General features: G+C 63.8%; 7 protein-coding genes and 1 pseudogene. All 8 read left to right on the top strand.

Annotated elements, in window-relative coordinates; all coding sequences use genetic code 11:
• A pseudogene (locus AZG88_RS52650) lies at nucleotides 1-440 on the top strand (integrase); the annotation flags it as partial.
• Nucleotides 441-763: 323 nt separating this feature from the next.
• Complete coding sequence (locus AZG88_RS18310; RefSeq protein ID WP_082833368.1) at nucleotides 764-4,246, top strand: serine/threonine-protein kinase; 3,483 nt, start codon at nucleotides 764-766, stop codon at nucleotides 4,244-4,246.
• Nucleotides 4,247-4,894: 648 nt separating this feature from the next.
• Entirely contained in the window at nucleotides 4,895-5,890 is a 996-nt protein-coding gene (locus AZG88_RS18305) for a zinc-dependent alcohol dehydrogenase family protein (RefSeq protein ID WP_082833369.1), read from the top strand.
• Nucleotides 5,891-5,988: 98 nt separating this feature from the next.
• Nucleotides 5,989-7,044 carry a GTP 3',8-cyclase MoaA gene (gene moaA, locus AZG88_RS18300; protein ID WP_061698493.1) on the top strand — a complete coding sequence of 352 codons (1,056 nt, stop codon included), beginning with the start codon at nucleotides 5,989-5,991 and terminating at the stop codon, nucleotides 7,042-7,044.
• A gap of 440 nt (nucleotides 7,045-7,484) precedes the next feature.
• On the top strand, nucleotides 7,485-8,672 hold the full coding sequence (locus tag AZG88_RS18295; RefSeq protein ID WP_063886829.1) for an alpha-hydroxy-acid oxidizing protein: 1,188 nt from the start codon (nucleotides 7,485-7,487) through the stop codon (nucleotides 8,670-8,672).
• Between the two features lie 113 nt (nucleotides 8,673-8,785).
• Nucleotides 8,786-10,105, top strand: a complete 1,320-nt coding sequence (locus AZG88_RS18290) for an MFS transporter (protein WP_231914076.1) — start codon at nucleotides 8,786-8,788, stop codon at nucleotides 10,103-10,105.
• Between the two features lie 65 nt (nucleotides 10,106-10,170).
• Nucleotides 10,171-11,139 carry a lactate/malate family dehydrogenase gene (locus AZG88_RS18285; RefSeq protein ID WP_061698492.1) on the top strand — a complete coding sequence of 323 codons (969 nt, stop codon included), beginning with the start codon at nucleotides 10,171-10,173 and terminating at the stop codon, nucleotides 11,137-11,139.
• A gap of 402 nt (nucleotides 11,140-11,541) precedes the next feature.
• Nucleotides 11,542-12,882, top strand: coding sequence for an MFS transporter (locus AZG88_RS18280; protein ID WP_061698491.1), 1,341 nt, complete (start codon nucleotides 11,542-11,544; stop codon nucleotides 12,880-12,882).
• The last annotated feature ends 178 nt before the right edge of the window (nucleotides 12,883-13,060 follow it).

Raw genomic sequence — 13,060 nt, 5'->3', positions numbered from 1 at the left:
ACGGCCACCCGTCGTTGCCGGCGCACCCGGCGACGGTGGCCGCGTATCTGGTCGATGCCGCGGACACCCTCACCGAGGTGGGGGAGAAGGCGTACTCGCCGTCGACGTTGAACCGGTGGGTGTCGGTGATCGGTCACTACCACCGCACCGCGAACCTGCGAAACCCGTGCACCGAGGCACTGGTGACCGCGACGTTGTCGGGGATTCGCCGCACCTACGCCACCAACGGCGACCGGCCCCGCAATCCCCCCGCGCCGTTGCTGACCTCGGACATCGTCACCATCGTCCGATCCGCCCGGCAAGCTGTTACCGGCTGGGCCACCGAGGTACACGAACGCCGCGACAGTGCGCTGCTGTTGATGGGGTTCGCCGGCGCGTTCCGGCGCAGCGACCTCGTCGCCCTGCACTGTGGGGACGTGACCGTGCACCGCCTGGATGGATGGAGGGGTGTTCACCTATGGCGAGCAATAATGCGGGCCTGGGTAACTCCACGAACTGACTGTCCGGTAATCACACGTAAGAGGGGCCTCCAATCACACCCTATTCCGGTCGCTGCGGGGCGCTACCTGTGAACGGTAGTGATCGCTGCAAATCGTTCTGGGAGGCGCAGAGCGTCACGAGAGGATCTCGGTATTCTTCTGGGAACCGGGTGAGGGCGTATCTAGAATTGGGACGAGCCGATCACGTGAGGTGAGTCCCATGGACGGAAGTCGGGGGGCCGGGAGCAGGTGTCATTTGGTGTGGCGCGCGTCGACGGTGTGTCATGGCCGGTGACGAATCCGAACGCACTCAGCGGCGCGCGGACGAGAGTGATGTGGTCGCGGAACTCAGATCTAAGGGGTTCGAGGTCGACGACGTAGCCGGTCGTGGCGGGTTCGGTGTGGTGTACCGCTGCCGACAACCCGCTCTTGATCGCGTCGTAGCTGTGAAGGTGCTCAGCGCCGATTCCGATGATCCGGTCGACCGTGTTCGGTTTCTCCGCGAACAGCAGGCGATGGGCCGGGTGTCTGGGCATCCGAACATCGTGCATGTGTTGCAGGCTGGGATCACGGAAGCTGGGCGGACGTACATCGTGATGCCGTTCCATCGCCGAGATTCACTCGAGTCTTGGATCGGGGCGCACGGGGCGTTGTCCGTTGCGGAAGCGCTGGCGGTCGGAGTGAAGATGTCCGGTGCGCTGGAAACGGCGCACCGCGCCGGTGTACTGCATCGGGATGTTAAGCCCGCCAATATCCTCCTTACGGAGTACGGGGAGCCGCAGTTGACGGATTTCGGTATCGCCCGGATCGCCGGGGGCGATGACACCACTCGCGGTCTCGTCCTCGGTTCGCCCGCGTACACGGCCCCGGAGCTGCTCGGTGGGGGTGCCGCATCGACCGCGTCGGATGTCTACGGTCTCGGGGCAACCCTTTTCACGGCGTTGGCGGGACGTTCTGCGTTCGGTCGGCGCCGAGGGGAGCAGTTGGTGGCGCAGTTGCTGCGGATCAGCACCGCACCGGTACCTGATCTGCGCGAGGAGGGGTTTCCGGACCCAGTGTGTGCGGTGATCGAAGCGGCGATGACGCGTGATCCTGCCGCGCGACCGCCCTCGGCGGAAACGCTCGGGGAGCAACTCCGCGGTGCAGCGGATCTGATCGGTGCTCCGGTCGTCGACATCCCGCTGCCCCTGACGGGAGAGGATCAGGCACCCGTGCGTGCGACCGCGGACTCGTCGGTCGATCACACTGCGGAGTATGTTCGCCGCCGCGCGTTTCGTCCGACGTCCCGGAATCAGCCTCCACGCGCTCCCACGAAGTACCGGCCGCCGGTGACGCTGCACCCAATGGTTGCGCGCACTCGGTTGCTCGAGCGTCTCGATGCGGGAGGTGGTCGGCCGCGCCTGGTGCTCATTCACGGACCCGCCGGATACGGCAAGACCACCTTGGCTGCGCAGCGGACCGACGTGTTGCGTGGCGAGGGCTACAAGGTGGCGTGGCTGTCAATTGACAACGACGACAACACTCTTGTGTGGTTTCTTGCGCATCTTGTCGAGGCGATCGGGTTGGCGCAGCCCGACCTCGGTTCAGAACTCATCCGGGAACTCGAGGGGCACGGCGAAGCGGTGCACCGGTACGTACTCACCGCGCTGATCAACCGGCTCCATACCGTCGACGAGCACGTCACCCTCGTCATCGACGACTGGCATCGCGTCACGAATGAGGACACCCGGTCCGCGCTCGCATTCCTACTCGAGCATGGCTGCCATCACCTGCAACTGATCGTGACCAGCCGTACCCGGCTCGGCCTGCCCCTGAGCGCGATGCGTGTACGCGACGAGTTGATCGAGCTCGACGCGGTCGCGCTCCGATTCGACAGGGAAGAGTCGGGAAAGTTGTTGGTCCAGCACAGTGGTCTCGAGCTGAAGGACACCGAGGTCGCCGAACTCGAGCAAACCACGGACGGCTGGGCCGCGGCATTGCAACTGGTTTCACTAACCCTTCGGGAACGACCGGACCCGCGGGAGCTGATCGAGCATCTGTCGGGCAGTCACCGCGAGATCGGCGAATACCTCGCCGAGAATGTGCTGAACGGTCTCGATTCGGCGACACTCGATTTCGTGCTCGCGACGGCAATCCCCGAGCGCATCAGCGGCGTCTTGGCCGATGCGTTGACCGGACAAAGGCGCGGGCAAGCCATGCTCGAGGAGATTGAGGCGCGCGATCTGTTTCTCCGCCGTCTCGACGACGACGCCAGATGGTTCCGCTACCACCCGCTGTTTGCGGAGTTCCTCCGTCGTCGCCTCCAGCGCGACGACTCGGCACGTGCCGACGACCTGCATCGACGGGCCGCCGAGTGGTCGGCAGAGAACGGGCAAATCAGTGCGGCGGTCGACCATTATCTCGAAGCAGGAGAAGAAGACAGCGCCATCACACTCGTCGACGGTGTTGCCCTCGATCTGCTCGAGCACGCCCGGATGGCGACACTGCTTGGTCTCGCCGAGAAACTTCCGGCCAAAGGCGCGGCCGATCACGCGAGTTTGCAGATCATGCTGGCCTGGGCGCACTCGTTGCTGCATCATCGCTCGGAGGCTGAGCGCGCTCTCACCCTCGCGCACGAGGATCCCGGTGCGGCCAATGGTGGGGAGGACACTGAGGTCAGCGACCGCGCCGTCGAAGCGGTATTGATTCGAGCCACGAACGCAGCCTTCGACGACGAGTTGGAAGGGGTCGATGCAGCCGTTGCCCTCGGCGCATCCAGGACCGATTCGCTACGGCCGTGGGTGCTGTGCGGAACGGCGGATTTGGGTTCGACCAGTGCGATCCACCGGTTCGACTTCTCAGCCGCCCGACAGTGGCAGGAGTGGGCGCGCCCCTACCACCAGCGCTCCGCGGGTCCCTTCAGCGTGATCTACGGTTACTGTCTGGCCGGCATCGCCGCACGCGAGCAACTGGATCTCGATGCCGCAGAAAGAAGCTATCGGCATGCCCTGGAGTTGGCGACAGACGCCGACGGGATGCTGTCGTACAGTGGGCGACTCACCGGGGCCTTGCTTGGTGAGCTCCGCTACGAACAGGGACATCTCACCGAAGCAGAGAACTATCTCGATCGCAGCTACACGCTCGGCGCCGAGGGCGGCATCGTCGACTTCATGGCTGCCACGTACGGGACCGGCGCCCGGGTCAAGGCTGCACTCGGTCACCGCGACGTGGCAGCACAACGCCTCGACGAAGGTGCCGACCTAGCGAGCCGTCTGAACCTGGCTCGGCTGGCAGCGCGGATAGACAACGAACGGGTCCGATGCGGTATCGACGTCCCCAGCACGTCCCCCACAGAGTCCGGTACCGGCGGTGGCCTCGACTTTCCCACCGAAGTAAACGGCATCGTCCAAGTCACAGCCGAGATGCGTGAGGACTCGGCGATCCGTTCAGCGCTGCGAACAGGGACAAGCGCCGCCAATGATGCTGCGGTCCGGCGAGCCCTCACGCTTGCGGAGTCCATCGACGGTAGCGCCCGTCCTCGTGCCCGACTAAATGCCGACCTTCTCGTGTGCGAATGCCTCGCCGTCGCCGGACGGATCGAGGATGGTGTGCACCAGCTAGTGCCAGTCCTGGATCGTTGTCTGGCGGTAGGTCTGGATCAATGGATACGAGACGCCGAACCCGCTATCAGCGTTCTGATCGCCTCGATGCGCGCCAACCCTGGACAGTACGGCCCAAGAGACATCGCCGACACGGTGCTCGCGCGCCTAGATCGCCTCGGAGAATAGGCACCGGTGCACCGTCGACCGTTCCGATGCCTGGACCCACCCAGATCGGCAGTAAGACGAGATTGAATCCGTACCCGTTTCGAAAGGCGAGGAGGCGGCGCGCACGGGTATGGCCGTACCTCCCGCTCATAAATGGCCAAGAGGAGCCGAACCGGTGAAGAGATATGTCGAGCACCCGGACACATTCGCCGGCTCAATCTTCAGTGTGACAGGCGCGTCGACCGGTGGTTGAGCAATCAGTTCTGCAGCAATCGAAGTCAGTGAAAGGCCCTGCGCGGTGCGAGATCTTGCGGCCGCATTTCACCGGGCGCCGATCCGTTGCACGCATCATAATGGGCCCGTGAAGCGGCCTACCCGTCGTACCGGATCACCCGCGCAGGCTAAGCCGTTCGCCCCATCTCAAGGCGGCTCTTCGACGCAGTTCAATCGCGACGAAGCTCTATTCCCAGCGCGGGGCCGGCACCCTACCGTGGGTCATGACCATGTCGTACGCGCGATGGTGACTGCAGCACCGAACCTGTATGCAGACCGGAGGGTTCGATTGGATCGCACCATCTCGGAGTCCGCATTGACCACCACCAACTACCTGGAATACCTGCCGCCAACTCGGCATATCTGGAGAAGGGAGAGCACGTGAACGTGACGGCGATGCAAGTTCGCCGAGGTGGAGGCCTCGACAAGATCACTCGCATCGAGCTGCCATCCCGCCCCCCGGACTCCGGAGAAGTGCGGGTTCGCGTGCACGCCAGCTCACTCAACTTCCACGACTATGCAGTCGTCAGTGGTCTCACCGGGCCCAGCGCAGACCGGATCCCACTCTCCGACGGTGCCGGTGTCGTCCTCGAGGTCGGACCTGGCGTCACGGAGTTGGAGGCCGGCGACCACGTCGTGAGTACATTCTTCCCAGGCTGGCCGGAGGGACGACCGACGGTAGATGGCTTCGACACCGTTCCCGGTGACGGTATCGATGGGTTCGCCCGTACAGAGGTCACGATGCCAGTAGCGGCCTTCACCCGTGCGCCAGACCGATACAGCCACACGGAGGCCGCCACACTCACCACCGCCGGAGTCACCGCTTGGCGGGCCCTGTTCACCGAGGGAAACCTGCACCCCGGCGAGACGGTGCTCGTACAAGGGACCGGCGGCGTCTCGATCATTGCCCTGCAGTTCGCCAAGCTCGTCGGCGCAACTGTCATAGCCACAACGTCCACCGCGAACAAAGAAGCCCTGCTCAAGCAGCTCGGCGCCGATCACGTCATCAACTACCGGTCCACACCAGAGTGGGGTGCGGAGGTCCGCGCGGTCACCGGTGGCCGCGGGGTCGACCACGTGATCGAGGTCGGAGGAGCCCAAACTCTCGAGCAGTCCATGATCGCCGCTGCAACCGGCGGGCGGATTGCGCTGATCGGTGTCCTCAGCGGTATGGGAGCCTCGGTGCCGCTCGGGTTGGCACTCGCGCGGCAGGTGCGAATCCGGGCCCTCCTTGTGGGAAGCCGGCGCGATCAACTCGACATGATCGACGCACTCGAAAACTCAAGTCTGCGACCAGTAGTGGACACCATCTTCGAACTCGCTGACCTCGCCGATGCCTTCAAACACCAAGCGGCCGGCCGTCATCTCGGCAAGATTTGCATCACCATCTGACCGCAGAAAGCATGCATCAGCGCACTCGCGTCGTACTCCGACTGCGGTGCCAGTGAACAGCAATCGAGTCGGGCGACAAGGGAGCGAAGGGCTACGCGATGACCACGGTCGAAATGGGCATCCCCACTGTGCGATCCTCTCGCTCACTGGCAGGACGGCCTGAGGTTCCTCATCTGGTCGACCGCTTCGGCCGGGTGGCCAGGGACCTACGCGTGTCGATCACCGAGAAGTGCTCCCTGCGCTGCACCTATTGCATGCCCGAGGAAGGTCTGCCTGCCATCCCGCCCCGGCAGTTGCTGACCACCGGCGAAATCGTCCGACTGGTCGAGCTCGCCGTCCAGCGCCTCGGGGTCCGTGAAGTGCGGTTCACCGGCGGCGAGCCGCTCATGCGTGCGGACCTCGAGCGGATTATCGCCGGGTGCGCGGAGAAGGTGCCGGGCATTCCGCTCGCTATGACCACCAACGCGGTCGGGCTCGAGCATCGGGTGCGCAGACTCGCCGACGTCGGCCTGACCCGGATCAACGTCTCCCTCGACACCGTCGACCGGGGGCACTTCGCGTCGCTGACCCGGCGAGATCGGTTGCCGTCGGTGCTCGCCGGTATCCGGGCCGCGGTCGCTGCCGGGCTTGCCCCGGTGAAGATCAATGCGGTTCTCATGCCCGAGACGCTGAGCGGAGCGACGGACCTGCTGCAATGGTGCCTGGACGAGGGGGTGGAGTTGCGGTTCATCGAGCAGATGCCACTCGACGCCGACCACGAATGGGCGCGCGAGACCATGGTTTCCGCCGACCGGCTGCTCTCCGTGCTGGGTAAGCGCTTCGAACTCGAGGAGATCGGCCGGGACGACCAAGCGGCGCCGGCGGGGCTATGGCGGGTGAACGGCGGCACCGCGACAGTGGGCATCATCGCCTCGGTCACGCGGTCGTTCTGTGCCGACTGCGATCGCACGCGGCTGACCGCGGAAGGCACAGTCCGGTCGTGCCTATTCAGCGACACCGAGATCGACCTGCGCGGTGCGATGCGGTCCGGGGCAGACGACGAGCAACTGGCGCAGCTGTGGCGCGGCGCCATGTGGAACAAGTGGGCGGGGCACGGCATCGATGCCGCCAGCTTCGCACCTCCTGTGCGCAGTATGGGAGCGATCGGCGGCTGACGCGGACAGTTCGGCAACGGCAAGCATGTCCAACCAATACGTCGCCAGCATGGCCGATGCGGCCGGCCGCAGCAGGGAGACCCGGCTAAGCGCCGGCTGGCGTCCCACTGAACATGCTCCAGCGGTCGTTGGCGGAAGAGCCCTCAGCGAATGGCGACACCCGCTTCTCAAACGTCATGGTGCCGACCTCCATACCGAGACCTGGCGGGTCGTGACACGCAGTGTGACGCTTCGCGCTGTCATCTCATCGAAGGCGATCGCCGGAGAGCAAACCTAAGCGCATCTGTGATTTCATCGCTTAAATCCCCTGTTTACAAAGATTTTGGTGCAGGTCATAGTGATCTCACTATGACCTGCGTCTCATGAGCATCGGTTCAGGGGGCGACGTCGGAGACGCGACGCCGGGCGGTCGTGCACTCGGCAACGATGGGAGAAAATCAGTGACAACATTCAGCACCGATCTGGCTTTGGAAATCTACACCGAGGACCAGCCGGGACGATGGCCGCTCACATATGAGGAGTGGGCCGATCGGGCGCGAAATTCGTTGTCTACAGAAGCGTTCGACTACGTAGCGGGATCAGCGGGCCGCGAGGAAACGGCGCGTGCCAACCGCACTGCGTTCGACAACTGGCGGCTGCGGGTCCGCATGCTGCGGACCGCCCCTGAACGGCGGCTCCACACCGAAATCCTGGGCACCCCGACCCCCGGTCCGATCATGCTCGCCCCGATCGGAGTGCAGGAGATTCTTCACCCAGCCGCGGAACTCGCTTCGGCCGCAGCAGCATCGGAAGCGCAAGTTCCGTTCATCGCCAGCACCGCATCCTCGACCTCTCTCGAAGACATCGCAGCCGTCATGGGAGAAGCTCCCCGGTGGTTCCAGCTCTACCCCGGCGCCCGCCATGACGTCGACGCGAGCCTGATACGCCGAGCCGAGGACGCGGGATACTCCGCGCTCGTCGTTACCCTCGACACCACCCTGCCGGGATTTCGCCCCCGGGACCTCGCGAAGAGCTATCTCCCGTTCCTGCGGGGGATGGGGTTGGCGAACTTCAGAACCGACCCCGTGTTCAGAAGCGGTGTCAACGTCGATGACGTCGCGGAGCTCGGTCGAGAGTTCCTCCGCACCATGCTGGTCCCACACCTAGCATGGGATGACGTTGCGCGGCTGATCGAGAGCACTCGACTGCCCGTCCTCATCAAGGGGGTCCTCGATGCCGAGGACGCACTGATTGCCCAATCCTGCGGCGCCGCGGGCATCGTCGTCTCCAATCACGGTGGACGTCAGGTCGATGGAGCGATCGGAGCTCTCGATGCGTTGCCTGCCATCGCCCGCGCCGTCGGCGGTGAGATCCCCGTGCTTTTCGATAGCGGGATTCGATCGGGAAGCGACGTCCTCAAGGCTATGGCGTTGGGCGCGTCCGGCGTCTTGGTCGGGCGGCCCTACGCCTATGGTCTGGCCGTCGCCGGTGCTCCCGGTGTTGCGCGGGTGATTCGTCAGATGCTGGCCGAAATCGACTCTGCTCTAGCACTATCCGGGAACAAGTCGGTTGCCGATATCAGCAGGGACAGCGTAGTTCCGGCGGGACAGGTGACAGCCACGTCTATTCACGCGACGACATCGATCTGACGACTTCGACCACAGGCACCCGTTCGATTCATCCGACACGACCGCGAGGATCCCGTGCAATTCCCACTCAGGAGCATACGATGACGCAGTCCACTCACTCAGATCAACCTCACGTGGCGAAACAGACCACACAACAGGCCCGTAAGGTAGTTTGGGCTACCTTTATCGGCACCACCGTCGAATGGTACGACTTCTACATCTATGCCGCTTGCGCGGCGCTGATCTTCGGTCCGCAATTCTTCCCTTCCGAGAGCAGCACCGCCAGCCAACTCGCTGCGTTCGCCACGTTCGCGGTGGGGTTTGTCGCCCGGCCGGTGGGTGGATTCGTCGCTGGGCACTTCGGCGATCGAGTCGGTCGCAAAAAAATGCTCGTACTCTCCCTCATTGTCATGGGGACCGCGACTGTCTTTGTCGGACTTGTGCCCAATTACCAGGCGGCGGGTATCTGGGCGCCCATACTCCTGACAGCATTGCGACTCGTCCAGGGGCTCGGGGTCGGCGCCGAGTGGGGTGGCGCGGTAACCATGGCAGTCGAGTTCGCACCGCCGAAGAAGAAGGCTCTCTACGGGGTCGCACCAATGATGGGCTCGCCCGCTGGTCTCATGCTGACGAACTTGATGCTGTTGCTGCTCGTGACGACAACGGGCGACGCGTTCGTCGAGTGGGGATGGCGAATCGCATTTCTTGCGAGCGTTGTGCTCATCGGCGTCGGTCTGTACGTACGACGGAGTGTGAACGAAAGCCCACTCTTCGAGTTGGCGGCAGAGAACCAGTCGCAGAGGATTCCGGTCGTCGATCTCATTCGCGGGCACAAGCTGCCGCTACTCCGCACGATGTTCATCGCGGGCGTGCCGGGCATCCTGTCGTTCCTGGTCCTGACGTGGGCTCTCTCGTATGGGACACATACGGTGGGATACTCGAGAAACGAGTTGCTTTGGGTGGGCGTCGGTGTATGCGGCCTTCAGCTGATCGTGCTGCCACTGCTTGCATCGCACGCCGACAGACGTGGACATCGCGCGATGGCGGTGGTCAGTGCGATCGCGATGGCCGTCGCGGGTGTGATGTTCTTCCCGCTGTTCGACACAGGAAACGTCGGCCTCGCCTTCGTTGCGACGGCACTGGCGTCGGCGGCAACCATGTTCGCGTGGGCTGTGGTCCCGCCGATTCTCTCCGAAGCATTTCCGGTCCAGATTCGATACACCGGAATCTCCATGGCGTACCAACTCGGCAGCGTCCTCTGCGGAGGCCTGGCCCCGTTCATCGCAACCTTCCTGTATGCGGAAACCGGGAGCGCTGTGGCCGTGTCGGTCTATGTCATCGGCGGCTGCCTCGTCATGCTGACATGCATCCTTCTTCATCGTGGTAGTCATCCCAGCCAGACACCGGTGACACAACAGTCAGCCATGGATACGCCCACCACGATTCCGGGATGACGAAAACATCGCGCAGAAGAATGAGTTCTTCTGTGACACCATCCGATACAACTCAGAAGCCAAGAGTGACGGTGCTGGGGGCGGGAAATGTCGGCACAGCAATAACCCAGCGGCTGTTCGACTCGAATCAAATCGGCGAGTTGATCCTCTACTCGTCAGTCCCTGATCTGGCGGCAGCCAAGGCCCTCGATATCATTCACAGTGCAGAGCGCACCGGTAGCCCAGCAACGGTGGTGGGAACCTCCTGCGTGGAGGAGACGGCCGAGTCGGACATGGTTGTCGTGGCGAGCAGTGTCCCCTACCGCCCGGGCTCCACCCGGTCCGACCAAGCTCACGCGAATCGGGCGATGATCGGTGAACTCACACAACGAGCAGCATCTGTGTCACCGAGTGCGGTCGTCGTCGTGGTGACCAATCCGGTCGAGCAAATGTGCCACGTCGTGTACGAGTCGACCGGGTTCGCCGCGTCGCGCGTGCTCGGGTCGGCAGGACTGTTGGACTCGAACCGATTAGCGACCGTGCTTGCGCGAGAAATGGGTACCGCCCGCCGCAATGTCTCCGCGATTGTCCTCGGTGAGCACGGTTCCCGAATGTTCTGTGCCTCCAACGAAACAATCGTAGACGGGACCCCGATCGCGTCTCTGCTGACCGGCGTGGAAATTCGCTCCATGGTCGAGATAGCTCGCCAGGAGGCTCATCAGATCGTTCAGGGATTGCGCACGGCAACACCATCTCTCGCGCCGGCGGCGTGCACTGCTCGAATGATCGCCGAATTATATAACCCCACCGGACAACTGATGCCGTGCACCGTTCACCTCGATGGGCAGTACGGAGTTAGGGGCGTCTTCATCGGAGCGCCCGTCCGGCTCGGTAACCGAGGGGTAGAGACCATCGCCGAAGTGACCCTGACTCCTGCCGAACACGAGGCCATGCTCTGCGGCGCCCAGCAGATTCGTTCCTCGGCCCACCGGGTGCAACAGCTGGGCGTGCGGGCTGCCCCAACTACCGGCGCCGCGCACACGAGCCGGCCCTGATACAGAGCCCGGTGTTCGAGTCGGCCCAGCGACACGTTGCGTTGCGATGTGAGAGACGGGCAGGTCCTCCGGACAGATCGAGCCTGCCACCCACCGCCCGCTCCACAACTGAATCCCCCGAACGATCTCTGTGCCGGCCATCGCATGCACGGACGGGGTCATCGGTTCGCTGGCGGTTGGCCGGGTGCCGCCGCAACGCCATCGCCGCTGGTCATGCCCTCAGCGTCGGCGGCACGTGCGGGCGACCTTTCGCTACTGACTATTGGATGTTGCGATGATACTTATGCTTTTCCTGCCTTGTGGCGCGGGTCATACTTCGATGCGGGCACTGCCCGTTCAAGTCCGGTTCGGCTCATGAGTCCGGGGCGAGCCGGACCGCCCGTCGGCAAAAAGGAACGTAAAATGTCGCAAACACAGCATTTACACACGACCCGGAAGCAGCGGCGCGTGATCGCCGCCACTGCGATCGGGACGACCATCGAGTGGTACGACTTCTTCATCTATGCCAACACGGCAGCTCTGGTTTTCGGCGGGCTGTTCTTCGCGCCGCTGGAGTCCGGTGCAGGCCTTCTCCTTGCGTTCGCCACGGTAGGCATTTCGTTCATCTTCCGCCCGTTCGGTGCCATCATCGCCGGGCACGCCGGCGACCGTCTGGGCAGACGCGTCGTTCTGGTCGCGTCGCTGCTACTGATGGGGATATCGACGATGCTCGTCGGCCTTCTTCCCACGTACGACCAGATTGGTGTCGCGGCACCGATCATGCTCGTCGGCTTACGGATCCTGCAGGGGATCTCCGCCGGCGGCGAGTGGGGCGGCGCGGCGCTCATGGCGGTCGAGCATGCTCCGCAGAACCGTCGGGGCTTCTTCGGCTCATTCCCGCAGGTCGGCGTTCCGGCCGGAATGCTCCTGTCCACAGGAGTTCTGGCCCTGCTGAGCGGACTGCTCAACGAGCAACAGTTCTTGGCCTGGGGTTGGCGCATTCCTTTCCTCCTCAGCGTCCTGCTTCTCGTGATCGGTGTCGTAATCCGTCGCACCGTCGATGAGAGTCCGGAGTTCCAGCAGATGCGTGCACGCAAATCCGGGCCGGCACTTCCACTGCTCACCCTCTTCCGGGCGCACCGGCAACCGCTGCTGTTGTGCACGCTGATCGTGACCGGCTGCAGCATCGCCGGGTACCTCTCCACGGGCGGATACGTGCTTTCGTATGCGACGTCGGCTCTGGGGATGAACCGAACGGTAGTTCTCTCGGCAGTCTTGATCGCATCTGCGTTGTGGGTTGTCACCACAATCCTCGGCGGCGCCGCGTCGGACCGATTCGGTCGACAACGGGTTCTGCGGTGGGGATCGGCGCTGACGTTCCTCTGGTCGGTACCACTGTTCTTGGCGGTCGGGAGCGCTGAGGTAATTCTGATCGCCGGCGCGCTGGTTGTACTCACCGTTCCTCTCGGACTCATGTATGGGCCCCAAGCGGCAACCCTCGCCGAGGCGTTCCCGACCGAAGTCCGGTTCAGCGGTGCGTCAGTCGCCTACGCAGCAGCGTCCATCCTGGGCGGCGGTTTCGCGCCGATGATCGCCACGTGGCTGCAAACCGCGACCGGTTCGCTTCTCTCGGTGGCCGGTTACCTTGCTGCGGCATCCCTCGTGGGACTCGTCGGCGCATCGCTCCTTCGAACCCGAACTGACCACGACAGTCCGACAACGGAAGGGTCGCAGGCGATGTCGAAGGATTCGACACCTGCGTGACATCCACTCGCACGCTCAGAAGAAAGGCCGCTTGAATGTCCGACAACCATTCCAGCTCGTATCCGAGGCAATTGTGGTGGGTTGCCGCACTCAGAGAGGAGGTGACCCGAACCTTCACCTCCCGCTGGATTGCGGATCGGCCGGTACTGCTCTACAGGCGCGCAGACGGCAGCCCTGT

The organism is Rhodococcus sp. LB1, from assembly GCF_001583455.1.
GTDB lineage: Bacteria > Actinomycetota > Actinomycetes > Mycobacteriales > Mycobacteriaceae > Rhodococcus_F > Rhodococcus_F opacus.
The sequence above is the reverse complement of the archived record's forward strand: the minus strand, read 5'-3'. Positions and strand labels throughout refer to the sequence as shown.